Below are 24,698 nucleotides of genomic sequence, written 5' to 3' on the forward strand. Positions count from 1 at the left end.
AAATTCATACAAATCATAGATTAAGGTTTTCTTAAGATAAACTCAAGGGTTATTACATTGCCGCATTAATTAGTTCAGTAAATGGTTAGGCACCATTTACTAAGTAATAAAAAAGATGCAACGGATATTATCGACATTCATTATTTTTGTGAGCGCGTTTTTGCTCTTTCAAATTCAACCTATCTTATCTAAAGAGCTACTACCCGAGTTTGGCGGTGGCGCTTCGGTTTGGTCAACCAGCCTATTTTTTTATCAAAGCATGCTGTTACTCGGCTATTTATATGCTCATTTGTTAAGCCGTTATCAGCTCAAACGACAATTATTTATACACACCTTGTTAGTGACTTTATCGAGCATCATTACTTTTAACACAATTGAAGTCGGTTTATTTTTATCACTAACACCAGCGTGGTCAGTGATTGCTAAATTGTTTTTACAGGTTGGCTTAGTCTTTATGTTACTCAGTGCTACCAGCGTACTGCTGCAGCGCTGGTATATTGAATCGACCGCTATGACCGTACCTTATCAATGGTATTCGCTTTCGAATCTGGGTTCACTACTTGCTTTGCTGAGTTACCCATTTATTTTTGAAGTTTTATTTTCAATCGATGAGCAAAAGAGCTATTGGACAGTGGGATTATTTACATACTGCATACTGTTATTGTGTTTAATTTATGTATTATTTAGTAATGGCAGTATCGCCGATAAAGCAATGACTAAGCCAAAAATGACCTTGCTGGTCAAACCTAACTGGCTGTGGATTGCGTTCTCAGCAACCAGTTCAATGATGTTGATCGCGACAACCCAAATGATCAGCACCAACATCCCGCCCATGCCGCTAATATGGGCGTTGCCATTGGCAATATATTTGCTGACCTTCAGTTATGCGTTTGCATCTGCAAAAAACTATCATCGTGCCCATTGGACTTACTTATTAATATTTAGCGCATTCGCAGGACTGATGATGTTTTTTCTTGGCAGCCAATTTAATGCGTTAGCTCAACTGCTGATCTACAGCTTTATTTTATTGATTGTTTGTATGATCTGTCATGGTGAACTGCGAAAACTCGCGCCCGATGGCTCACTACTTACCGTATTTTATTTATATATCGCTTTAGGTGGTGTGATCGGCAGTTTACTCAGTGCCTTACTCGCACCGCTACTGTTTGAACAAATAACAGAATTCATTGTGGCGTTAGCTTTAGCGCTTTCATTATTTATATACACGTTATTCACTCAGACGACGAAAATGTCCTCTTGCTATAAAATAGCTTTACTGGCTACGCTGGTTATTTGGAGCACAAGCTATGGCTATCTTTTTATTAATTTTAATCAATACAACTTAGCCTCTGAAAGAAATTTTTACGGTTATGTCACTGTAAAAGACATCACCACCGAAAACCTCGCTGAAAGACGTTTAATCGACGGCACAACGATTCATGGCTCGCAGTCGCTTAATAAACAAACTGAACTGACAAACAGCTATTATCATCACCATACTGGTATCGCTAAATCACTGTCAGCGCTAAAAAAGCAACAAGATTTAAATATCGGTATTATTGGTTTAGGTGCAGGCGTATTAGCAAAGTTTGGCGATAAGTTCGATAAAATCCGCTTTTATGAGCTTAACCCTGCGGTTTATAGTATGGCGCGCAATTATTTTTCATATTTAACAGATAGCCCTGCACGTATTGATGTTGTCATTGGTGATGGCAGGATCACTTTAACTGCAGAGCAAAAAAATAATGCCCCATTAATGAATGCGTTAATTATTGATGCTTTTTCAAGTGATGTGATCCCTAGCCACTTACTAACTGAAGAGGCTTTTCAGTTATATTGGCAGCGACTAACAAAAAGCGGCTTATTAATTATCCATATATCCAATAATCATATTGATTTGATGCCCGTACTCCAAGCTCACAGTAAGCGCTTCGATAAATCTCTGATCAAATTTAACTATACGGGTACGCAGTTAGGCTCATAATGGGTCGTCATGACGAATAACCAAGCATTTTTAAATTCGATAGCCATAACAGACTTATCACCGATAACACCTTATTCAACAGTACATTTGACGCAATGGACAGATCAAAAGCACAGCCTGATCCCGCTTCTGAAACTTTGATGTCTATCTTAAAATGACCACAACAAAAAGCGCGATTAAAATCGCGCTTTAAACAACTTTGGTTGCTTTTAACTAAACCCTAAACAGCGCCTTTTATTGGCCCATGCTGATGATGAACATGGGGGTTTTGCCCGCGTTGGCGCAGTAAATGGTCCATTAAGGTAATCGCCATCATCGCTTCGGCAATTGGGACTGCGCGAATGCCAACACAGGGATCGTGGCGGCCTTTAGTGATCATTTCCACTGCTTCGTTTTCAGTGTTAATACTGTTGCCAGCAATGGTAATGCTTGACGTTGGCTTGAGCGCGATTGAGGCAATAATATCTTGCCCCGTCGAAATACCCGCAAGTACGCCACCGGCATGATTTGAAGTAAAGCCATCCGGTGTTAACTCATCACGGTGCTCTGAGCCTTTTTGCTCTACTACATCAAAGCCATCACCAATTTCAACGCCTTTTACTGCGTTGATACTCATAAGTGAGTGCGCAAGCTCTGCATCGAGGCGGTCAAATACCGGCTCACCAAGCCCTACAGGGACATTTTTCGCTACTACTTTTACTTTTGCACCGACTGAATCGCCTTGCTTTTTTAGCTCACGCATATATTCATCGAGGGCTTCAAGCTTGCTAGCATCAGGGAAAAAAAATAAGTTCTTTTCTACTTCATCCCAATCGTAACTTTGGGCTTTAATTGGCCCTAATTGGCTCAAACACGCACGAACTTCAATACCATGAAACTGCTTTAAATACTTTTTGGCAATGCTACCTGCGGCAACGCGAATAGCGGTTTCGCGGGCAGATGAGCGGCCACCCCCGCGATAATCACGTAAACCATATTTATGCCAGTAAGTGTAATCACCATGACCTGGACGAAATACGTCTTTAATTTTGCCGTAATCTTGTGAGCGTTGATCGGTGTTTTCAATCAGTAAACCAATGCTGGTACCGGTGGTTTTACCTTCAAAAACGCCAGCTAAAATTTTTATTTGGTCGCTCTCACGGCGCTGCGTGGTATAACGGCTTTGCCCAGGCTTGCGACGATCTAAATCGATTTGTATATCGGCCTCACTAATTTCAAGACCTGCGGGCGTACCATCCACAACACCGCCGAGGGCGACGCCGTGGCTTTCGCCAAAGGTGGACACTTTAAATAACTGCCCAATGCTATTACCTGCCATTAACTTTCCTCATTCCTAATGACCACTAAGTACCGAGCCTAAGGCTCGGCTTTAATTTTTATGCTGCTGAGTCTGCAAAATAGGCGTCTAGCTGTTGCTTGCTAATAACAAACACCCCTAAACCACCTTGCTCAAACTCAATCCATTCAAATGGCGCGTCTGGATAAAGCGCATCCATGTGTACCATAGAGTTACCAACTTCGACAAATAACAAACCGTTATCAGTTAGATGTTCTGCCGCTTCGCTTAAAATAGTACGGGTTACATCTAAACCATCGTGACCCGATGCTAAGCCTAGTTCTGGCTCATGATGAAACTCACGTGGAAGATCAGCCATATCTTCAGCATCAACATACGGTGGATTGGCCACTATTAAGTCGTATTTTTGTCCTGGTACACCACTAAATACATCCGACTGAATTGGTAATACGCGGTCACTGAGTTGATAGTCGGTAATATTAATATCAGCCACTTCTAGCGCTTCATAAGAAATATCAACAGCGTCAATTTGCGCATTGTCAAATGCTTGTGCCAAGGCAATAGCAATACAACCCGACCCAGTACATAAATCAAGTATCTGCTCTACTGACTCTGGCTGTTCAAGCCAAGGAGTAAAACGGTTAGTAATAAGCTCAGCAAAAGGCGAGCGAGGAATTAATACCCGTTCATCGACGTAAAATGGCATGTTGGCAAACCATGCAATATTAGTTAAATAAGGCACTGGCGTGAAATCGTTGACACGCTCTGAAATAAGTCCAGCTAAACGCGTTTTCTCTGTACTGGTTAAACGCGCATGCATTAACTCTTTTGGCGCATCGATAGGTAAGCTGAGTGCCGGTAACAATAAGCTAACCGCTTCATCCCACGCATTATCAGTACCATGGCCAAAGAAAATACCACTGCTTGCAAATTGACTGGTTGTCCAACGAAGCCAATCATGTAAGGTTGAAAGTTCTGCAACAGCTTCATCTAGGGTTGCTTCTTCTATTAATAAATCACTCATCTGTTTTGTCTGCCTGCTACTTTCAAAATTATAAACTCAATCGGGGCGCATCATTGGCCCCATGATTGCCCTATTGTAACGCTTTTTAACTCGATTTTTAGCGCTTTATTGTTTAGACTGCCGCTATGAAAAAGAATCCTTATTCCAATAGCCTGATCAGCCCTGACGACATTGACTTGTTTCGTCAAAGTATCAGCGGTTCGCGTGTATTTAAACAAGATACTCACCGTTTTACTAACACGCCTAAAGTGTCACAAACTAAGCTATTTGCCCAGCAAAAAAAGCAGCAACAATCAGAATTTTTCTTTTCTGATGAATATGTGCCCGATATAGACACTCACGGTACTGTTAATTATGTGCAAGACGGCCACGATCGCTTTTTAGCAAAACAGCTTCGTAGAGGTGACTTTATACCTGACTTAACCCTTGATTTACACGGCTTAAATAAGGAAACAGCTAAAGATGAACTTGCTGGGCTTATTCATGAGTGCAAAAAAAAGCACTACTATTGTGCCTGCGTTATTCATGGTATTGGTGGTCGTATACTCAAACACAAAGTACCGCAATATTTAGTGCAACATCCCGATGTTATTGCCATGCATCAAGCCCCCCTTGAGTTTGGTGGCAAAGGTGCCGTGCTAATACTAATTAACTTACCGCAAAGTGATGAGTTTAGACGTTAAGCAATAAGGGCGCTTTTGAGTGCATATTTTTTCGATTATATTTCCGCTTATATTTATTGTGTTATTTGGCTACATTGCTAGCCGGAGTGAATTTTTAGAGCGCGTGCACATAGCAGGTCTGAGCAAATTTACTTTTTATATTAGCGTTCCCGCATTTTTATTTTTAAATATGGCCCAAGCAGACTTACAAACCAGTGTAAGCTTGAATGGCTTTTTAAGTTTTTATATTCCCGTTATTTTAATTTACTTTTTTGCGCTCATTATTGACCGCTACTGCCTTTCTAAACATCTGCAATACGAGCGCCACAGCGTATTTGCACTTGGCAGTAGTTACTCGAATACGGTATTGGTGGGTTTACCCATTATTATTGCTGCATTAGGCGAGCAAATGATGGGCATTATTTTTATGATCATCACTTTTCATAGCGCGTTATTGTTTACCCTTACCTTTTTAATTAGTGCAAACAGTGCCAATCATGTGTTTTCGTGGTCAACATTTTTTAAAAATATGCTGCTCAACCCTGTGGTATTAAGTATTAGCACAGGCCTGTTAATAAATTTAGCAGGCATCACGTTGTTTGCTGATTTAAGTAATGGCTTAGCCCTTTTAGCTAAACCCGCGATTGCCTGTGCATTATTTGTATTGGGTGCAAACTTAGCGTTTTATAAAATTAGCGATAATTGGCAAGCAGCAGCCATTGCCAGCCTGTTAAAGTTAGTTGTGCTTCCCTGCTTAGTGTATTATTTTGCTACTTATGTTTTCACACTTAAACAGTCGCTACGCAATGTATTAGTGCTATTAAGTGCCTCCCCATTAGGTGTCAACGCCTACCTTATTGCTAATCAAATAAAACAACATCAAGCGACACTTGCCAGTACGGTTGTACTGTCAACAGTCTTAAGCGTCGTCAGTTTTAGTATTTGGTTAACGGTATTGCTGTAACCTTTACAAACCACCAGCTACGTCTATAAAACCACCAGTCGTAAACGAAGCTTGTGTTGAGGCTAAAAAGTAAATTGCAGCAGCAACTTCTTCAGGTTGGCCACCTCGCCCTAAAGGTAATTTATATTTAAGACGATCGACTCGGTTAGCCTCGCCGCCATCATGGTGCATATCGGTGTAAATTAATCCTGGGCGCACTGAGTTAACACGAATACTTAACTTGGCTACTTCTTTGGCTAAACCAATGGTTAACGTGTCCATTGCCCCTTTAGAAGCGGCATAATCAATATATTCATTTGGTGAACCGGTTTTAGCCGCTGCCGATGATACATTAACGATACTGCCGCCACTGGGCAATCGCTTAATCGCTTCACGGGCACATAAAAAAGCGCTTGTTACATTGGTGGTGAGTACCTCATTGATACGCGAGGCATCCATCTCAAGCAATGGTATTTGCGGCTTTAAAATACCGGCATTATTTATGAGCACATCTAATTTGCCAAATAACTCGTCTACTTTTGCAAACAGGGTAAGCACTTGCGTTTCGTTAGACACATCAGCTTGCACTATTTCGGCTTTTACACCAAAGCTGCGTGCTTGCTCTGCTATTTTTTCTGCGCTGTGTTGATTGGTTTTATAATTAATACACACATCATAACCAAGGCGTGCAAAATAAATTGCGGTTGCAGCACCAATTCCTCGACTTGCTCCGGTTATAAGTACTACTGGGTTAGATTTCATTGTCTATCCTTGTTTTTATCGGTGTTACTCGATTGCAGCAACAACTGAAATATCAACTAATAAAGCATGGGTGGCTATAGGCTAAACTTCAACGTTACTTGGTACATGAATACTGAGGTATTGGCTTTTTTGATTGCTTTCGTCGTAACTTATCACGGCAACGGCACCAGCATTAAAAATAGGCATGTGCCCAGCACATAATTGATCGACCAAATAGCTCACCATTGGCATATGGGCAACAACAAGCCAAGTGTCGCACTCTGGGTGTAGCGCTATTAACGTTTCTAGATAGTCAGCGGCAACTTGCGGGTTACCTGCAGGAATAATATCTTTGCAGGTTTCTTCAAATAAAAAAGTATTGTTTTTTTTAATCCCCTCTGCAGTTTGCTGTGCTCTGACGAAGGGGCTAACCAATAAACCATTTGGAGCATGCATTCTTTGTAACCACCGCCCCATTTTTTCAACCTGCTGATGCCCCTCATAAGTCAAATTTCTACTTACATCATCAGCCTGCACTGGTATTGCTTCACCGTGACGCATTATCAAGATTGTTTTCATAAAAAATCAACCAATTAAAGAATATAAAACAGTAGCCAATTTGCTCGAATTTCCGCTATATTAATAACTCAAACCTATTTATTTTCTTAAAATAGTGCTTTCACGATGTTCAGGTAAATAGCGTCTCTTTCCTGAAGTTATCATCTGTCGTTAACAATTATACGTTTAGTTTCAGGAGCATCATTTGAAAATCAGCACCAATGATAACAGAGCTTACCGCACACTAACACTGGACAATGGTCTAAAAGTACTTTTAGTGCATGATCAGGACTCAGTAAAAGCAGCCGCATCGATGGCAGTTAATGCCGGTCATTTCGATGATCCGCTTGATAGGCAAGGCCTAGCACACTTTTTAGAGCATATGTTGTTTTTAGGCACTGATCTGTATCCTGAATCAGGCAGTTTTAATAATTTTGTCTCTCAATCTGGTGGCAATACCAATGCATGGACTGGCACGGAGCATACCTGCTATTTTTTTGATATAAATAATAATTATATTGAATCAGCATTAACGCAATTTAGCCGTTTTTTTATTGCCCCTTCACTCAACCCTGATGAAACTGAAAAAGAACGTAATGCCATTGAAGCCGAGTTTAAATTAAAAATTAAAGACGATGGCAGGCGTATCTATCAAGTTCATAAAGAAACAGTCAACCCAGAACATCCGTTTGCCAAGTTCTCAGTGGGTAACTTACAAACCTTAGCAAATAGAGCGCGCTGCATAAGTGATGAATTGCGCGATTTTTTCAATCAGCATTACCAAGCCCAGTGGATGACCTTAGTCGTGTGTGCCAATGAACCACTTGACACATTACAAGCATGGGTTGCCCAATATTTTTCACAAATTAAAGGGGTTAAAAACCAGCTAAAACCCCCAATAAAAGCGCCGCTTTATCGTAATCAAGACCTAGGTAAGTTACTGCATATCGAGCCGCATAAACATGTACAAAAGCTAATTATTAGTTTTGCTATGCCGAACATTGACGACTTTTACCGCCATAAAACGGTTAGTTTTATTGCTCACTTACTAGGCTATGAAGGGCAAGGTTCACTGTACTCGGTGCTTAAAGATCAAGGGTGGATCAACGCCCTCTCTGCAGGCGGAGGAATAAACGGCAGTAATTTTAAAGATTTCAATATCAGTATGGCCTTAACCGATGAAGGCATTGAATACTACGAAGACATTATTGAAATGGTGTTTGAATATATTTGCTTGATTAATAATAACACCAGCAAACTACCTCGTCTTTATCAAGATAAGCAAAAACTGTTACAAATAGCGTTTGATAATCAAGAAAAATCGCGCCTAATTGATTGGGTTAGTAATTTAAGTATTAACATGCAGCATTATGATGAAGTTAACTACCTGCAAGGTGACTATTTAATGGAGGGCTTTAAAGCCACCACCCATGAAATGGCCATGCAATGGTTAAATCCGCATAATATGCGCTTAGTGCTTATTCATCCTGATGTAGAGCCTGAACACACCGCTGCTTGGTATAACACACCGTATAAAATTGAAAAGCTATCACTTCACTGGCTTGAAGCACTGGCACAGATCAGCCAGCCTCAAGGGGAAATGTCATTACCCACTGCCAATCCTTATTTAGCTAAAGAGGTAGTTTTATACCCAATTGAGCCACAGCAGCCTTATCCAAGATTATTAGTAAAAGAACCGGGCTTTGATTTTTGGTTTAAACAAGACGCTACTTTTAGAGTAGCCAAAGGACACTTTTATTTAGCCATGGATTCTGACCTTGCAATAAAAAATGTAAAGCATATGGCATTGACGCGGTTGTTTTCTGATTTATTTATGGACAGTGTTGGCGAGCAATTTTATCCTGCGGAATTAGCAGGCTTAAGTTATCACTTAACCTCTCATCAGGGTGGCTTAACCTTACATACTGCAGGGCTTTCTTCAAGTCAGCTGGAGTTAGTCGATCAGCTTATTGATGCCTTGTTTAACGTAAAAATTTGCGCCAAACGCTTTGCCGAATATAAAAAACAATTAGTTAGGCATTGGCGTAACAGCAACCAAAACAAACCTGTTGGTGAGCTATTTAGTATTTTAGGCGCTAAAATAATGCCGTGGAACCCGCAACCTCACGAGTTAGCAAATGCCTTAAAAGATACGTGCTTTCATCAATTTAATGAATTTAGGCATGCGTTTTTTAACGCCCTCCATGTTGAATCTTTTTTACATGGTAATTGGCAGCAAAATGATGCCATTGCATTTCAAAAGAAAGTAGCAAAACATCTGAAAAAATCTGCGGTTATCCAAGATTTAAAGCGTCCACTATTTGAAATCACTAAAGTGACTCGCTACGAACTCGAACTTGCCTGCAGCGATAATGCGATGGTAATTTATTATCAAGCTTTAAGCGATGACGTTAATGAAAAAGTGAAAATGATGGCACTTAATCATTTAATGAATCAAGATTACTTTAACGAATTAAGAACCACTCAACAACTTGGTTATTTAGTCGGTGCAGGCTATGCTCCTTTTAACACCAGAGCCGGCATTGCCTTTTATATACAATCCCCTAAATTTGAACCAACTACATTACTGCACAGGCATAATTTATTTATTAGTCAGTATTTATTAACCATCGATGCATTAACAGAGCCGACTTGGTTACAACAAAAGCAGGGGCTAACCACTCATATTGCCGAAAAAGACAAAAACCTACGTTTGCGCTCACAACGTTTATGGCTTGCAATTGGTAATGGCGATCATCAATTTAATATGCAGCAACGCCTTTTAAACGCTTTAAATACGTTAACACTTGAAGATTTAAAAGCATATGCCCGTAAAATGTTTGCTGCAAATCGCCCAAGATATGAACTTTTAGGTGCTAAAGCGATTAATCAATCAGAGAATCTACCACTTTATTCGCATTCTCTTTGACTCTTACTCGCGCTTGATTTAAATTGTCTTTTGTTAATAAGAAGTAAGACAATGAAAAAAATAAAAATAATAAAACACATTCAATTATTGGTTGTTTTGGCTACAACGTGCCCTGCTAATGCATTTGATTCATCATTTAGTTTGAATTTAAATGCCTTAGTCGTTAGCGTGTTTGCAATAATATCGTTAACTTTAGCGTATTTATTAACAGTTATTCATTCACTTAAACGCGCCCACTCTCAATTACAACGTTCTGAAAAACGTTTAAAAAGCACTGTTGAAGGCAGTGGCGATACGCTATGGGACTGGAATATAAAAACCGGCAAGGTTATTCGTATAAATGATAAATACGTAATGAAAGACAATGAACTCGTAGAGTTTCCACCTAATAAAAGCCTTATCCACCCCCGCGATTTAACCCATGTAGACTATTTATTAAAAAAGCACTTTGCCCAAGAAAGTACTTTTTTTGAAGCGACTTATCGCATCAAAGATAGCTTCGGTAAGTGGCACTGGGTGCTTGACCGTGGAAAAATCATTGAGAAAGACACCAATTTAAGCCCACTAAGAATGACAGGTACACTCAGGGATATATCTCAGTTAAAGTCAACCCAAGAGCGCTTAAACCTTTTTGCAAAATGCGTCGAGTCTTTCACGGATGCACTGGCTATTTATGATAAGAATTTTAAGCTTGTTGATGTTAATCCCAGTTTTTTAACACTATTTGGCGGTGTACGTGAGCAATACCTTCAAAAAGAGTTTCATTTAACCGGCTATGACAAAAGCTATATTGATACAATAAAAAACACGGTGCGAGAACATGAACATATTCAAGAAGAAGTAAAGTTACGTAATAGCGACCATACCTTACTGCCATTTGAAATTTCAATTGATGAAATTAAAAACGATCAACACCAAATAACCAACTATGTGGTGGTTTATTCTGATTTAACCGAGCGAAAAAAAACCGAATCACAACTTAATAACTTATCAAATCGCGATCGCACAACCAGTCTACCCAACCGTAATCTATTTTTTTTAGACTTACAAAAACTCGCAAAGCAACATTCTCACCATGCCTTGCTCGTCTTCGATTTAGATAACTTTAAAAAAATAAATGACTCTTTGGGGCATCAATTAGGCGATAGCTTATTAGCTAAACTTGCTATGCGTTTAAATAAACTCACCCGTGAAAATGACGTGTTTTATCGCCTTGGTGGCGATGAATTTGCACTGGTTATGTCAAATACCAACGATATTCATACTATTACCCGTATGGCTAAACAATTTTTAGCCGCAATAGCCACCCCTTTTAAAATGGCGGGTCATGAGCTTGCAATCACCTCAAGTGTTGGCGTTGTGCTGTTTCCTGAAGATGGAAACACGCCTGAACTACTGCTAAAAAACGCTGATACTGCAATGTATCATGCTAAAAAGAAAGGGAATAGTTACCTATTTTTTAACGACACCATGAACCGCCAAGCGGTTAAACGCTTACAGATTGAAAATCTGATGCGCTTTGGTTTAAAAGAAGATCATTTTGAAGTGTACTACCAGCCTAAAATGAATATTCGCACTGGAAAACTTGCTGGAATGGAAGCGTTGGTGCGCTTTATTACCCCTAAAAAAGGCATAATTAGCCCAGGGGTCTTTATTCCAATCGCCGAAGAAACTGGGCAAATAATTGAAATTGGTGAAGTCGTTTTAAATAAAGCCTGCCGTGATGTAAAACAGTGGCTGGATGATGGTTTATTTAACGCTCGAGTGGCAGTTAACTTATCAGCAAAACAATTTAGCTTACCTGATCTAACTTCGCGGATAGATGTAATTTTACAAAAAAATGAACTACCCTCTTACTTTTTAGAGCTTGAAATCACCGAAGGTACCGTTATGGATGACCCGCAAGAAGCAATTGCTATTATGCGCGCTTTAAGCGCTTGTGGGATACACTTAGCCATGGATGATTTTGGTACTGGGTATTCATCGCTTGCGTATTTAAAACAGTTTCCACTCAATACGCTAAAAATAGATAAAGCCTTTATCGATGATATGAAAACCGAGCGTGGCCGTAATATGGTGGACTCTATTGTTACTATTGCGCATAACCTTGATTTACATGTGGTCGCTGAAGGAGTCGAGCAGGCTGAGCAAATAGGCATACTTGAGAAGCTAAACTGTGAAACATTGCAGGGGTATTACTATTCTAAACCACTCTCAAAAGATGAATTTACTGCATTTTTAACACAACAGCAAAGCAAGTCAAAGCCAAGTTTGATTAGTGCATAACCGCCTCAAATTGACTAAGTTTAAGTCAGTATATAATAAAAAGCCGAGTGACTAAAAAACTCGGCTTGTAATTATAAATCCATGCAGATTACTTATCAGCACGCCCCATAAATTTATGCTCAGCAGTATTAATGCGGATGCGATCACCCGTTGAAATATGCTCTGGCACTTGAATCGTTAAACCGGTTGATAAACGTGCAGGCTTTGAACGCGCGCTGGCTGAAGCACCTTTGATTGAAGGGTCTGTTTCTTCAACGACAAGCTCAACGCTTGAAGGTAAATCTAAACCTACTGGCGCGCCATCAATCACAATAACGTGCACGCCTTGGGTTTCTTCATTAACAAACTGAATTTCTTCCGCTATGACGTTTTTGTTTAAGTTGTACGGCGTGTAGTCTTCGTTATCCATAAACACATACTCGTCACCATCTAGGTACGATAACATGGCTTCACGGCGGGTTAAATCAGCAAGGTTTAACATGTCACTGTCTTTGAAGGTTTCGTCTACTTTGCTACCCGTCACTACATCGTATAAACGCATGCGGTATAAGCTACCACCCGCACGCCCCTGCGGCACTGAGCGTACAATATCTTTTACTACTAATACACGGCCATTAAATTCAATCGCCGTCCCTTTTTTAACATCACTTGCCTTTGGCATCGGTGAATTCCTATTGTTATTTTGATTGCCAGAAACATACCATGAAACTAATTTTGTTCAACAATAAAGTGATATCATTAGCTTATTGTTTCGTATTAACTTACAAATCTGTAATTTAAACTAAAATACGTATTATGTAGTAGTAAAAAACTGCTATTGTTTTCTTATCTAGTATGACCTCAAGGAATGGCTCATGAACCAACAAACTGTACATGCCTATTTAATGAATAAGCCGTTAGTTAAACTTACTCAGCCTTTTGCTAAAGATGTTGATGTTTATAAAGTAAATCATAAAATGTTTGCCACTCTTGCACTTAGCAATGAGGGTGAAACTGACGAAAATGGCGAACCTATATGGTGGCTAAACTTAAAATGCGATCCTGATGAAGCGCAATCATTACGGGATATTTTCCCTGCTGTTATCCCTGGTTATCACATGAACAAACGTTTATGGAATACGGTGATTTTAGATGGCACGGTGCCACAAGGTGAAATAGAGCGTATGATTGACAACTCATTTAATTTGGTGGTCGACAACATGCCTGATAAAGATAAAAAGGCTATTGAAGCGTTATTGTAAAAGTGCCCATCTAATTTATCCTCGAACATGAAAAAACCGCATATTATGCGGCTTTTTTTAGGTTAACTCATACAGTGTTACTCTTTGTGGTCAGCTGTTTCAGCTTGAGTGTCAGTTGATTTATCATCTGCTTGCTCAGCCTTAACTTCATCACTTTTAGCGGCTGTAGTATAAAACTTATCGCCTTTGTCAGCCATAGCAAGCAAAGTATCACACGGTGCAAAAATAGCATTACTGTTAGCCAGAGTAGACATATCAGTGCTTATTTTACCTGCGCCTAATTTATCCATGTAGCTAAACGGGCCACCTAAAAATGGTGGGAAACCAATACCAAAAATAGCACCAATGTCACCATCACGCGGGCTGGCAATAATACCATCATCTAAACAACGAACGGCCTCATTAAGCATTTGCGCGATACAACGCTTGGCAATTTCGTTTTTATTTAAACGTGGTGCTGGGGTTATGCCAAGTAGTTCATAAACGGACTCATCGACCTTTTTGCCTTTTTTGTCGTATTCATAAAAACCACGACCGGTTTTTCGACCAAGGCGCTTTGAATCAATCATACGAGAAAATGCATCCGGGCCTTTAAAACGCTCACCGAGTTCTTTTTCAAGAATTGGCGCAATTTTAGAACCTATATCAATCCCTACTTCATCAAGCAGTGCCAACGGTCCTACCGGAAAACCAAACTCGACTAATGCCGCATCAATTTTCTCGATTGGTTCGCCTGCAAGCATTAAGTTAGCCGCTTCATTCAGGTATGGCGCTAAAATACGGTTTACGTAAAAACCGGCCATGTCTTTTACCACAATTGGCGTTTTACCTTGCTTACGCGCAAAATTAACGACACGGGCAATGGTTTCTTCAGAGGTGCCCTCGTGGGGAATAATTTCTACCAGTGGCATTTTTTCTACTGGTGAAAAATAATGCAAACCAATTACATTTTCAGGACGCGCTGCGTTTGCTGCAATTTGCGAGATAGGTAATGACGAGGTATTACTTGCAAAAATAGTGTTAGCTTGGCAATGCAGCTCTACATCAGCAACCATACCTTGCTTCAGTTCTAAATCTTCAAATACCGCTTCTATCACTAAATCTATGTGTTTAAAACCGCTGTAATCGGTAGTGCCGGTGATACGGTTCATCGTTAACTGCATATCGGCTTTAGACATAATTCGGCGCTTAAGACGCTTATCTAAAATTTTGTAAGTGTAGTGCATGGCATTACTTATGCCCTGCTCTGCCACATCTTTTATACGTACCGGCAATTTAGCTTTAACCGCACTGACATGGGCAATACCTGCGCCCATTAAGCCACCACCTAATACGGCCGTTTTACTAATCGCAGGGGCGTCATCATTACGCCACTCTTTTTTCATTTCTGTGGTTGCAAAGAAAATACCGCGCAGCGCCTTAGACTCATCACTAATTACCAGCGTGGCAAAACCTTCGGCTTCGGTTTTATACGCTTTCATTTCATCAAGCTCGACGCTTGCACGTACCGCTTTGATAATCGCAAGTGGCGCAGGGTAATGACCACCGGTTTTTTTAAGGACGTTTTCTTTGGCTTTTTTAAAGATGAAGTTACGCCCAAACGGGTTTGATTCTAATAACTTACTGATCTTATCAAGTTTAGGCTCTTTGGCTTGTGGCTTTTTCTTAGCAGCAAACTCTTTGGCCACTTTTAACAGTACGCTGTGTGGCACGCAATCATCAAGCACACCGGCTTTTTTAGCTTGCTTAGGACGAATTTGTTTACCGGTTAACATCCATTCAAGGGCTTTTTGAATGCCCACTATTTTAGTTAGGCGCTGCGTACCGCCACCACCAGGTAGTAAACCCAGTTGCACTTCTGGTAAGCCAATTTTGGTTAAATCGCTATCGGTACCTACGCGGTAATCACAGGCTAAAGCAAACTCTAAACCGCCACCAAGCGCTGCGCCATGAATAGCACTGACTGTTGTGTAAGGAAGCGTTTTCATATCAAAAAATGCCTGATGGCATAATTCGCTAATAGCCAATGCGTCTTCACGTTTTTCTACGCTGTCGAGCATTTTCACATCGGCACCGGCAATAAAGTTATCGCTTTTACCACTGATGAACACCATGCCTTTAACTGCATGCTCTTTAGCCTGTGCTAACAATGCTTTTAAATCATCAGCAAAGCTATCTCGCAGGGTGTTCATTTTTTCACCTGGCACATCAATGGTTACCACGGCTATTTTGTTATCATCAACCGTTAAATTAAATACTGACTCTGTCATTACGCACTCTCCAATACAAAGGCTGCACCTAAACCACCCGCAGCACAGGCAGTTGTTAACGCTAAACCACCGCCACGACGTTTAAGCTCGTATAAACTTTGTGTAATTAAACGTGCGCCGGTTGCAGCAAATGGGTGACCATAAGCCAATGAGCCGCCGTTCACGTTAAACTTATCCATGTTAATTTCACCTATGGCTTTATTACGCCCTAGATGCTGTTGTGCAAATTTATCTGATGCAAACATTTTCATATTCGCTAAAGTTTGCGAAGCAAATGCTTCATGCATTTCAATAAGGTCTAAATCGGCTAAGGTTATACCCGCTCTATCAAGCGCGATAGGCGTTGAGTGAGCAGGTCCCATTAGCATGTCTTTTTCTACGCCAATGGCTGAGAACGCAAAACTGCGCACGTAACCTAAAATTTCATAACCCAGCGCTTTTGCTTTGCTTTCGCTCATCATTAATACTGCGGCTGCGCCATCAGTTAATGGGGTGGCATTGGCCGCAGTTACAGAGCCATGTTGACGGTCAAATACCGGTTTAAGCTTAGCGTAACCCTCAACGGTTGAATTTTTACGAATATTATTATCTTCTTCAATAAAGCTTTTATAAGGCGGTAAATGCGCCGTCATTACTTCATCTTTTAACTTACCATCAGCCCACGCTTGAGCAGCTAGTGAGTGAGAGCGGTGCGCTAAGGCATCTTGATCTTCACGGCTAATGTTATGCGTTTTAGCCATTTGCTCAGCAGTTTGCCCCATTGATAAACCCGTTGAATACTCAGCAACCGCTGGCGGTACGGGCAATAAATCTTTTAAACGCAGTTTTGAGAATATTTTTAAACGCTGGCCTAGGGTGCGTGCTTTATTTAAATCAACTAAACTTCCCGCTAATTTTTTACTTACACCAATCGGCAATACAGACGATGAATCGGCACCACCGGCAATACCTACGCTTACAGAGCCTGCCATAATTGATTCAGCAACGTTTGCTATCGCTTGAAAGCTGGTTGCACACGCACGTGATACAGAATACGCATCAACCGACACGGGCATACCCGTACCCAATACAATTTCACGTGCAATATTTGGCGCCTCTGGCATTTGTACTACTTGGCCAAAAACCAGTTGATCGATTTCTGATTTATCGAAGTTTAATCGCTCCAGCATTTCATTAACGACTAATTTACCCATATCCAGTGCTGGCACATGATGAAACGCCGTTGCTTGCTTTGCAAAAGGAGTACGTAAGCCGCTTACAATCGCAATACGGTCGCCTTTTGGTGTTTTAAGTATGTTTTGCTCAGACATTTATTATTTTCTCCCGCTGACAGGTCTGACCTGTATATTTTCTTCGATTCTAAACAACCCGTGTAATAAAGCCAATAGATAAAGGTAAATTAATCATACAGCGCCATTGTAAATCACTACATACGTTATATGAGGGTAATACAATAGGCTTTTTTAGCTGGTTTTACAAAGTTTTATGTTAAGCTAAAAATTCGTTAAGAAATAACGAACTATTTTTAAAAAATCAGTCTAACACTTGAGTTATCCACTTATAAACCTTATAACTAGCTTAGTATTTGTTACCTAACCAATTTAGGTATTATTTAAGCCGACGAGGACAGTCCACTTATTATGGCAGCTAACGCATTTTCACAATTAAAAACGTATTTAGACACCCAAATTATTGGCCAGCCAGCGCTTACTCAAGCACTCTTAATTGCTATTTTGGCCGATGGTCATTTACTCGTTGAAGGCCCTCCGGGGCTTGCAAAAACACGTGCGGTTAATGCCTTGGCAAAAGGTATTGAGGGCTCATTTCAGCGTGTTCAGTTTACCCCAGATTTACTACCCGCCGATGTAACCGGCACCGATATTTATCGCCAACAAACCAGTGAGTTTGTATTTGAAAAAGGCCCTTTGTTTCACAACCTCATTTTAGCGGACGAAATAAATCGTGCGCCGGCAAAAGTTCAATCGGCATTATTAGAAGCCATGGCCGAGCGCCAAATAACGGTAGGCAAAAACACATACCCGCTGAGTGATTTGTTTTTAGTGATGGCGACACAAAACCCGCTGGAGCAAGAAGGCACTTACCCGCTGCCAGAGGCGCAATTAGACCGTTTTTTAATGCATTTAAGTATTAATTACCCGGGTGCTGAGCATGAACTTGATATTTTACGTTTAACCCGTGGGGAAGCACTTAATGATGAAGCTCCAGTGCTTGAGAAAATTTCACAAACCGATTTGTTTGCTGCACGAAAAGCGATTTTAGGCCTGTATTTGGCTGAGCCTCTAGAGCAGTATTTAGTGCAGTTAATTATTGCTACCCGTGAAGGCGCAAACTTAGATGAACAACTTGGTCGTTGGATAGAATACGGAGCCAGCCCTCGTGCCACTATTGCCCTAGATAAATGCGCTCGTGCCAACGCGTGGTTAGACGGCCGTGATTTTGTATCCCCTGACGATATACAAGCGGTAGTACATAATGTATTGCGCCATCGCATTATTCTAAGTTACGAAGCACAAGCCGATGGCATTACTAAAGATCAGGTTATTAGCCGGATTGTTGAACTAGTCGCAGTACCTTAAGTTATGCAAACACATTTTGATCCTCAAGCATGGCTTAAATTAAGCCATAGCCACGGTGTTAATTTATCGCTTAAAGAGCTGATGTATTACAAAGCAAAAGCGCAATTGCTTGAGCTGGCACCGAAAGTTAGAATAAAAAATACCTTAGCGGGGCAATATCTGGCGCCGCATAAAGGCCGTGGCATGGAGTTTGCCGAAGTGCGTCATTATCAACACGGTGACGATATACGCTCTATTGATTGGCGCGTTACCGCGCGCACAGGCGAAACCCACACTAAGCTCTTTCAAGAAGAAAAAGAACGCCCTGTATTTGTGTTTACTGACTTTTCAAACTCTATGCTATTTGGCTCACAATTATTATTAAAGTCGGTGCAAGCGGCACATATTAGCGCCTTAGTTGCGTGGTCGGCGTGTCAACGAGGCGATAGAATTGGCGGTATTGTGTTTAATCAGCACGCGCATTTAGAGCTAAAACCCAGCACCCGTGAAAAAGCAGTATTAAAACTATGCCATAATTTATGCGATGCGCATCAGCAGGCTCTTGAGAACATTGATAAACCGAGTACGAATAATTTTAGCGATAACCTCAAACGTTTAAATCACTTAGCCAAGCCCGGTAGTTTGGTTTATATCGTCTCTGATTTTAACGCTTTGGATGATGCCAGCTTTAAGCAACTTGAATTACTTGCGCGGCACTGTGAGCTAATAGGCTGCCATATTAGTGACCCCTTTGAACATCAATTACCTGCTTTTAAACAAACGGTAACCGTCAGTGCTAATAACCAGCAATTTGCCCTGCCCTTAATGGACAAGAGCTTTAGAGAGCGATTTGCTAAAAATGCCGAGCACGCATTTAGCGCGCGTATTAATCGCTTAACAAAGTCTGGGCTTACCCTATTATCATTCGATGCAGCCACCGCGCTGGAACTGCAATTAGTGAGAAGATAAATCATGCAAACCTCTCCACTTGATAATCTACACGATATTATTGCTCCTACTCAGGTTGACTGGTGGCCACTAGCCCCCGCTTGGTGGGTTGTTATTGTAATTGCTATCTGTTTATTGGGTAGCTTAATTGTCGTAATTTATAAAAACTATCGCGTTAAAAAACCAAAACGTGATGCCATTGCATTAGCCAATCAACAACAATCAGCGCAGCAATTACATATCATTTTAAAGCGTTTAGTGATCACCTATTACGATCCACGTTTAGCCGCACAGTCAACAATGCATTGGTGCAACACATTAAATCAACTTTCAACGATTAGCTTTACAGAAGAGGAAATTTTAAGCCTATATAACGCTAATCAAACACAGGCTGCGCTGAGTGATAAATTTCGCCAAGCTATTAAACAATTTAAACTAAAGGAGCCACTGCATGTTTGAATTTAGCTGGCCATGGCTGTTTTTATTGCTGCCGCTGCCTTTAATATTGTTACTATTAAAACCCACACCAAGTCATGCAACTACTCGTTTACGTATTCCCAGCTTTGCATCACATAATTTAACTAAGCAAAGCATAGCGCCGAGTGCGCGTAAGTTAACTATTATCGAGTGGTTGCTGTGGCTATTATTAGTGAGCGCATCCGCTAACCCAACCTGGTTAGATGAGCCAATATCGCTGCCTAACGAAGGTCGCGATATTATGCTTGCTGTTGATTTATCAGGCTCGATGACCGAACAAGATATGGCTTACAATGGCCAATATGTTGACCGTTTAACTATGGTAAAAGCAGTGCTAAGTAACTTTATAGAGCAGCGCCAAGGCGACAGGCTTGGCCTAATATTGTTTGGTGATACCGCTTTTTTACAAACGCCGCTCACCCGTGACGTAAAAACCGTCAGTAAAATGCTCTCTGAAGCACAAATTGGTTTAGTGGGACGGGCAACGGCTATTGGCGATGCCTTGGGTTTATCAGTTAAACGCTTTGCCAGTAAAAAAGAAAGTAACCGTATTGTAGTGTTACTCACAGATGGACAAAACACTGCGGGTAACTTAAACCCTGAAGATGCGCTGCTACTTGCCCGTGAAGAAGGGATTAAAGTGTACACCATCGGGGTTGGCTCAGATAACCCGCGCGGCTTTAGTTTATTTAATATGGGTTCTGGAGGCAGTAACATAGATGAAAACTTATTGAAAAAAATTGCTGAGCAAACAGGTGGCTTATATTTTAGAGCAAAAGATGTCGCCGGCCTGCAACAGATTTACGCTGAGCTTGATAAGCTTGAACCTATCAGCGCAGATGAACAAACCTTTCGTCCACAAACAGCTTTATTTTATTACCCATTATTACTGGCCATTTTACTCATAAGTGCGATGGCATTGATAAAAACCGCGCGCGCAATGAAGGAGCCAAACTAATGGATTTTGAATTTATTCGTCCTGCTATTTTATGGCTGCTACTCCCTGCATCAGGGTTATTTTTTATTGCCTTACTTAACCATAAAAAAAACCAGTCAGCGCCACTTATTGCGCCACATTTAGCACAATTTGTGATGAGCGAATCAACCAATAAAGCGCATCAGCCGTTGTGGCTAGTAGCGTTATTTTGCGCTTTAGCCATTATTTTTAGTGCCGGCCCAAGCTTTGAAGAGAAACAAGTGCCGGTGTTTCAAAGTAAAAGTGCCCGCGTTATTGTTATGGACATGTCGTACTCCATGTACAGTACCGATATTGCGCCTAATCGCTTAATGCAATCGCGCTTTAAAGCCCTCGATATGATTGAGCTATTTAAAGAAGGCGATACCGCGTTAGTGGCTTATGCAGGCACTGCTTATACAATTTCACCACTGACCAACGACGCTAAAACCCTTGCTAACCTTATTCCTAGTTTGACTCCTGAAATTATGCCAGATAAAGGCTCAAACGTACTTGCAGGCTTAGATATGGCACAAGAGTTACTAAGCCAAGCAGGCTATTTAGATGGTGACATTATTTTAATTACCGATGGAATTGAGCAACAACAGCAAAGTGATATAAGTCGCTTTACCAACAATACTCAATACCGCCTCAATATTTACGGCATTGGCACCGCCCAAGGAGCACCAATAAAGCTGCCTGAAGGTGGTTTTTTAAAAGATACTTACGGCCAAATTGTGGTGCCCACCCTCAATGCGCCTTTACTTGAAGGGCTTGCAAAAAATAGCGGTGGTCAATACGCCAATTACCAACCCAGCAATAGCGATATTGCCGTTTTTTCACCACAAGCAAACAGTGAGGTGCTAAAAAGTGAAAAACCCAATTTAGCGCTATGGCGAATCGACGCTGGCATTTATGGCTTACTCATTTTACTGCCACTGGCTTTATATTTATTTAGACGCTCTGCGTTTGTTGGCGCCGTGTTATTGCTCAGCTTTTTATCCCAACAAAATGCACATGCAGCAGAGCTACCCGCGCTGTTTAAAAACACCGATCAACGGGCACTCGCGGCTTATAACAACAAAGAGTATCAACAAGCTGCGCAAGCGCAGTCAAGTGCGCTCAAAGGTGCCGCGCTTTATCAACAAGGACAATTTGATGCTGCACTTCGTGAGTTTAGCCAAGATAAGTCAGCAACCGGTTATTATAATTACGGTAATGCCTTGGCTAAAGCTGGGCAATTAAAAGAGGCAGCCGAGGCGTATAAACAGGCTCTAGCTCTTCAGCCAGATTTAACCCAAGCAGCAGATAATCAAGCGCTTGTTGAGCAGTTATTGAATCAACAGCAAGAACAACAAAATCAGCAAGGTAATGATTCGCAAAATAAAGATGAGCAAAGTCAAAATGATGCAGATCAATCAAAACAAGATCAGCAAAAAAATGGCGAGCAAAACAGCGCTGATAAAAGTAAAGACGACAGCCAAAATGGCAATGAGCAGCAATCTGATGATCAGTCAAAAAATCAACAAGACCAATCTGATAAACAATCAGATGATAAAAATGAACCCGATATGCAAGCTCAATCACAAAACCAACAAAATGAGAATAAAGACGAGAATGAACCGCAGCAAGACGAGCCGCAAAATCAACCGAATGAAATGAGTGAGCAGCCGCCCTCTGCTGAGCAAAAACAGCAGGCACAGCAACAAGCTATGCAGGCACAAGCCGCTGAACTCACCAATGAAGAAAAAGAGAAAGCACAGCAACTAAATCAATTATTAAGAAAAGTGCCCGACGATCCCGCTATTTTATTAAGAAACAAAATGCAATTAGAAGCCCAAAAAAGACAATATCAACGCCGTCCAACAGGAGTAGAAAAATCATGGTAATGCGATTATTTTGCTGTTTATTGCTATTAACTGCCATGCCATTAATGGCCGCCACCACCCTAGAGGCAAGCGTTGATAAAAACCCCGTACTGGCGGGTGAATTTTTTATGCTTAATATTAGCGTTGATGATTCAATCAAAGGGCAACAACCCGACACCTCAGCGTTATTAAAAGATTTTGTGGTCGGCCCTATGAGCTTAAGTAGCCGCACTAACATTATTAATGGCAGTATAAAAAAGCAAACCTCGTGGTCTGTTAAGCTCATGACTCGTAAAGCAGGCGAATATACCATCCCCAGTTTTAATGTCGCGGGGCTAAGCTCACAGCCAATTAGTTTATCGGTTAAAGAGCGTAGCAGCGATGCGGGCAAAAATAACGATATATTTTTAAAAACTTCGCTTTCAAATAACAGCTTATTTGTGCAAGAAGCGGGGGTTTACACTATAAAGCTTTACCTAGCTAAAGAGCTACTTGATGGCAGTTTGAGTACGCCAAGTATGGAAGATGCGCAACTCACTCAGCTTGGAAAACAGAGCGAAGAGTATGAACTGGTTAACGGTAAGCGTTATTTAGTGATCACCCGTAATTATTTAATTCAACCACAAAAAAGTGGCGACTTCACTATTGAAGGCCCTGTTTTTCAAGGGCGTGTTCAGCAAAACTATCGCCAGTTGGAAGTCTCTGCACTGGGTAATAAGCAGCAAATTAGCATCAAACCAATTCCTGAAAACTACCAAGGGAACTGGTTACCCAGTGAATTGGTGAGCTTAACTGAACAATGGCAGCCTGACGATAATACCGTTGAAGCCGGTACGCCCATAACACGTACTATTATGCTCACTGCTTTAGGAGTGACTAAAGAGCAGCTACCCGAAATTGATATGCCTACTATTAATGGTATTCGTAGCTACCCCGATGAAAAAGAAACCAATAATGCGGTACGCGATGGCCGTATCGTATCACAGCAAACTGCCTCATATGCACTACTGCCACAAACACCTGGCACCTATACATTACCTGAAATCACCTTGCCTTGGTATAACACCAAAATCAATCGGATCAGTGTCGCCACCTTACCTGAACGCACTATTACTGTAACACCGAGTACCACAGCGCCAGTTCAAACGCTTAATACGCCAACTGAAAACAACCTAAATAACACTATGGCAGAGTCAACGGAGCAAACTGTTAAAGTAGCGCAGCCAGCTGCCACACCACTGTGGCTCATTATTGTGGCCGCGCTTGGTTATGTTTTATGGGTTACCACAATGATTTTTTATACTGTTAAACGCCCCGCTAAAGAGGCGCAACAGGCGGCTCAAACAAATAATAAATCGAATCAGCCGGCCCATTTAAAAACACTGTTGATATTAGCTAAAAGCAATGATACAAAAGCATTTTATGATGCACTTAATCAGTATGCGCTAACCCATACAGACAAAAAGGTGGGGGCTCTAACCCATTTATGTACGATAATAAACAACCCAGAACTAACTGCACAGATAACTAAACTCCAAGCACAATTGTATAGTAACCAACAAGCTAATGCCGATTTAACAGCGATTGTTAGAGGCTTAAAAGAACACCAATCGCTTACAGCTAAGTCATCCTCATCAGCATTAAAGGAACTGTATTGTTAATATAAGCCGCATCAGTTTTTTAACTTTTATTAAAAAATGCTAGGGTCTGTTGACCTTTGCGGATTATAATTTGTTCAAACTAGGGGCGGTTTAATCGCGGCGCGAGGTTTGTAACCTAGTGGGCTAAGTAAAAACCGAGCAACAAAGAGTAAATCGCCCCTAGGCAGAACCCGAAGGGCAGCGCCTGTTTGGTATTGATGCTGCGTTATCGCCTATTTATGGGGAACAACCACACCACATAGGCGCTGCCTTGCCTAAATACCAAACAGACTGCTGCA

The 24,698-nt window shown here is 41.1% G+C and carries 19 protein-coding genes; 12 read left to right on the forward strand and 7 right to left on the reverse strand.

Features of this window, described 5'->3' with window-relative positions; all coding sequences use genetic code 11:
* Positions 1-160: 160 nt before the first annotated feature.
* Positions 161-1,984: a spermidine synthase gene (locus AC6H44_RS10155; RefSeq protein WP_500735317.1), complete on the forward strand. Its 1,824-nt coding sequence runs from the start codon at positions 161-163 to the stop codon at positions 1,982-1,984.
* Between the two features lie 220 nt (positions 1,985-2,204).
* Here the strand turns inward: AC6H44_RS10155 and aroC are convergent, their stop codons facing one another.
* Both aroC and prmB read right to left on the reverse strand, forming a co-directional pair.
* Positions 2,205-3,302 (reverse strand): chorismate synthase, encoded by a 1,098-nt coding sequence (gene aroC / locus AC6H44_RS10160; RefSeq protein ID WP_500735318.1) that lies wholly within the window; start codon positions 3,300-3,302, stop codon positions 2,205-2,207.
* Between the two features lie 58 nt (positions 3,303-3,360).
* Positions 3,361-4,305 carry a 50S ribosomal protein L3 N(5)-glutamine methyltransferase gene (gene prmB, locus AC6H44_RS10165; protein WP_500735319.1) on the reverse strand — a complete coding sequence of 315 codons (945 nt, stop codon included), beginning with the start codon at positions 4,303-4,305 and terminating at the stop codon, positions 3,361-3,363.
* Between the two features lie 125 nt (positions 4,306-4,430).
* Between prmB and smrB the strand changes: the two genes are divergently transcribed.
* A complete protein-coding gene (gene smrB / locus AC6H44_RS10170; RefSeq protein ID WP_500735320.1) occupies positions 4,431-4,988 on the forward strand; it encodes an endonuclease SmrB in 558 nt (185 codons plus the stop codon).
* Positions 4,989-5,007: 19 nt separating this feature from the next.
* Positions 5,008-5,931, forward strand: coding sequence for an AEC family transporter (locus AC6H44_RS10175; protein ID WP_500735321.1), 924 nt, complete (start codon positions 5,008-5,010; stop codon positions 5,929-5,931).
* Positions 5,932-5,934: 3 nt separating this feature from the next.
* Here the strand turns inward: AC6H44_RS10175 and AC6H44_RS10180 are convergent, their stop codons facing one another.
* Both AC6H44_RS10180 and sixA read right to left on the reverse strand, forming a co-directional pair.
* Positions 5,935-6,672, reverse strand: a complete 738-nt coding sequence (locus AC6H44_RS10180; protein WP_500735322.1) for an SDR family oxidoreductase — start codon at positions 6,670-6,672, stop codon at positions 5,935-5,937.
* Between the two features lie 81 nt (positions 6,673-6,753).
* Complete coding sequence (gene sixA, locus AC6H44_RS10185) at positions 6,754-7,230, reverse strand: phosphohistidine phosphatase SixA (RefSeq protein WP_500735323.1); 477 nt, start codon at positions 7,228-7,230, stop codon at positions 6,754-6,756.
* 184 nt (positions 7,231-7,414) lie between these two features.
* Here sixA and AC6H44_RS10190 point away from each other — a divergent pair, with 184 nt between their 5' ends.
* Together AC6H44_RS10190 and AC6H44_RS10195 are read left to right on the forward strand one after the other, a co-directional pair.
* The gene (locus tag AC6H44_RS10190) at positions 7,415-10,138 is read left to right on the forward strand and encodes an insulinase family protein (protein ID WP_500735324.1); all 2,724 of its coding nucleotides are present in this window, start codon (positions 7,415-7,417) and stop codon (positions 10,136-10,138) included.
* Positions 10,139-10,189: 51 nt separating this feature from the next.
* Complete coding sequence (locus tag AC6H44_RS10195; protein WP_500735325.1) at positions 10,190-12,424, forward strand: sensor domain-containing protein; 2,235 nt, start codon at positions 10,190-10,192, stop codon at positions 12,422-12,424.
* Between the two features lie 88 nt (positions 12,425-12,512).
* Here the strand turns inward: AC6H44_RS10195 and efpL are convergent, their stop codons facing one another.
* Complete coding sequence (efpL, locus tag AC6H44_RS10200; protein WP_500735326.1) at positions 12,513-13,085, reverse strand: elongation factor P-like protein EfpL; 573 nt, start codon at positions 13,083-13,085, stop codon at positions 12,513-12,515.
* A gap of 193 nt (positions 13,086-13,278) precedes the next feature.
* Between efpL and AC6H44_RS10205 the strand changes: the two genes are divergently transcribed.
* A complete protein-coding gene (locus tag AC6H44_RS10205; protein WP_500735327.1) occupies positions 13,279-13,665 on the forward strand; it encodes an MmcQ/YjbR family DNA-binding protein in 387 nt (128 codons plus the stop codon).
* A 77-nt stretch (positions 13,666-13,742) separates the two neighbouring features.
* Here AC6H44_RS10205 and fadJ read toward each other — a convergent pair whose 3' ends face one another.
* Both fadJ and fadI read right to left on the reverse strand, forming a co-directional pair.
* Complete coding sequence (fadJ, locus tag AC6H44_RS10210; RefSeq protein WP_500735328.1) at positions 13,743-15,935, reverse strand: fatty acid oxidation complex subunit alpha FadJ; 2,193 nt, start codon at positions 15,933-15,935, stop codon at positions 13,743-13,745.
* Positions 15,935-17,245, reverse strand: a complete 1,311-nt coding sequence (gene fadI, locus AC6H44_RS10215) for an acetyl-CoA C-acyltransferase FadI (RefSeq protein ID WP_500735329.1) — start codon at positions 17,243-17,245, stop codon at positions 15,935-15,937. The genes fadJ and fadI overlap by 1 nt, the downstream gene beginning before the upstream one ends.
* Before the next feature lie 330 nt (positions 17,246-17,575).
* Between fadI and AC6H44_RS10220 the strand changes: the two genes are divergently transcribed.
* From AC6H44_RS10220 to AC6H44_RS10245, 6 genes are read left to right on the forward strand one after another with little or no spacing between them, the layout of a single operon-like run.
* Positions 17,576-18,532: an AAA family ATPase gene (locus tag AC6H44_RS10220; protein WP_500735330.1), complete on the forward strand. Its 957-nt coding sequence runs from the start codon at positions 17,576-17,578 to the stop codon at positions 18,530-18,532.
* Between the two features lie 3 nt (positions 18,533-18,535).
* Complete coding sequence (locus tag AC6H44_RS10225) at positions 18,536-19,480, forward strand: DUF58 domain-containing protein (protein WP_500735331.1); 945 nt, start codon at positions 18,536-18,538, stop codon at positions 19,478-19,480.
* A gap of 3 nt (positions 19,481-19,483) precedes the next feature.
* Complete coding sequence (locus tag AC6H44_RS10230) at positions 19,484-19,918, forward strand: DUF4381 domain-containing protein (protein WP_500735332.1); 435 nt, start codon at positions 19,484-19,486, stop codon at positions 19,916-19,918.
* Positions 19,911-20,894, forward strand: a complete 984-nt coding sequence (locus AC6H44_RS10235) for a vWA domain-containing protein (RefSeq protein ID WP_500735333.1) — start codon at positions 19,911-19,913, stop codon at positions 20,892-20,894. The genes AC6H44_RS10230 and AC6H44_RS10235 overlap by 8 nt, the downstream gene beginning before the upstream one ends.
* On the forward strand, positions 20,894-22,780 hold the full coding sequence (locus tag AC6H44_RS10240) for a vWA domain-containing protein (protein ID WP_500735334.1): 1,887 nt from the start codon (positions 20,894-20,896) through the stop codon (positions 22,778-22,780). The genes AC6H44_RS10235 and AC6H44_RS10240 overlap by 1 nt, the downstream gene beginning before the upstream one ends.
* Positions 22,774-24,420: a BatD family protein gene (locus AC6H44_RS10245; RefSeq protein WP_500735335.1), complete on the forward strand. Its 1,647-nt coding sequence runs from the start codon at positions 22,774-22,776 to the stop codon at positions 24,418-24,420. Before AC6H44_RS10240 ends, AC6H44_RS10245 begins: the two co-directional genes overlap by 7 nt.
* The last annotated feature ends 278 nt before the right edge of the window (positions 24,421-24,698 follow it).

The sequence above is a fragment of the Pseudoalteromonas sp. TAP-3C genome (assembly GCF_059888565.1).

Excerpts from the sequence above, each read along its gene's own strand:
- aroC (WP_500735318.1), bottom strand. The coding sequence starts at position 3,302 with ATGGCAGGTAATAGCATTGGGCAGTTATTTAAAGTGTCCACCTTTGGC.
- prmB (WP_500735319.1), bottom strand. The coding sequence starts at position 4,305 with ATGAGTGATTTATTAATAGAAGAAGCAACCCTAGATGAAGCTGTTGCA.
- smrB (WP_500735320.1), top strand. The coding sequence starts at position 4,431 with ATGAAAAAGAATCCTTATTCCAATAGCCTGATCAGCCCTGACGACATT.
- AC6H44_RS10180 (WP_500735322.1), bottom strand. The coding sequence starts at position 6,672 with ATGAAATCTAACCCAGTAGTACTTATAACCGGAGCAAGTCGAGGAATT.
- sixA (WP_500735323.1), bottom strand. The coding sequence starts at position 7,230 with ATGAAAACAATCTTGATAATGCGTCACGGTGAAGCAATACCAGTGCAG.
- AC6H44_RS10195 (WP_500735325.1), top strand. The coding sequence starts at position 10,190 with ATGAAAAAAATAAAAATAATAAAACACATTCAATTATTGGTTGTTTTG.
- efpL (WP_500735326.1), bottom strand. The coding sequence starts at position 13,085 with ATGCCAAAGGCAAGTGATGTTAAAAAAGGGACGGCGATTGAATTTAAT.
- AC6H44_RS10205 (WP_500735327.1), top strand. The coding sequence starts at position 13,279 with ATGAACCAACAAACTGTACATGCCTATTTAATGAATAAGCCGTTAGTT.
- fadJ (WP_500735328.1), bottom strand. The coding sequence starts at position 15,935 with ATGACAGAGTCAGTATTTAATTTAACGGTTGATGATAACAAAATAGCC.
- fadI (WP_500735329.1), bottom strand. The coding sequence starts at position 17,245 with ATGTCTGAGCAAAACATACTTAAAACACCAAAAGGCGACCGTATTGCG.
- AC6H44_RS10220 (WP_500735330.1), top strand. The coding sequence starts at position 17,576 with ATGGCAGCTAACGCATTTTCACAATTAAAAACGTATTTAGACACCCAA.
- AC6H44_RS10225 (WP_500735331.1), top strand. The coding sequence starts at position 18,536 with ATGCAAACACATTTTGATCCTCAAGCATGGCTTAAATTAAGCCATAGC.
- AC6H44_RS10230 (WP_500735332.1), top strand. The coding sequence starts at position 19,484 with ATGCAAACCTCTCCACTTGATAATCTACACGATATTATTGCTCCTACT.
- AC6H44_RS10235 (WP_500735333.1), top strand. The coding sequence starts at position 19,911 with ATGTTTGAATTTAGCTGGCCATGGCTGTTTTTATTGCTGCCGCTGCCT.
- AC6H44_RS10240 (WP_500735334.1), top strand. The coding sequence starts at position 20,894 with ATGGATTTTGAATTTATTCGTCCTGCTATTTTATGGCTGCTACTCCCT.
- AC6H44_RS10245 (WP_500735335.1), top strand. The coding sequence starts at position 22,774 with ATGGTAATGCGATTATTTTGCTGTTTATTGCTATTAACTGCCATGCCA.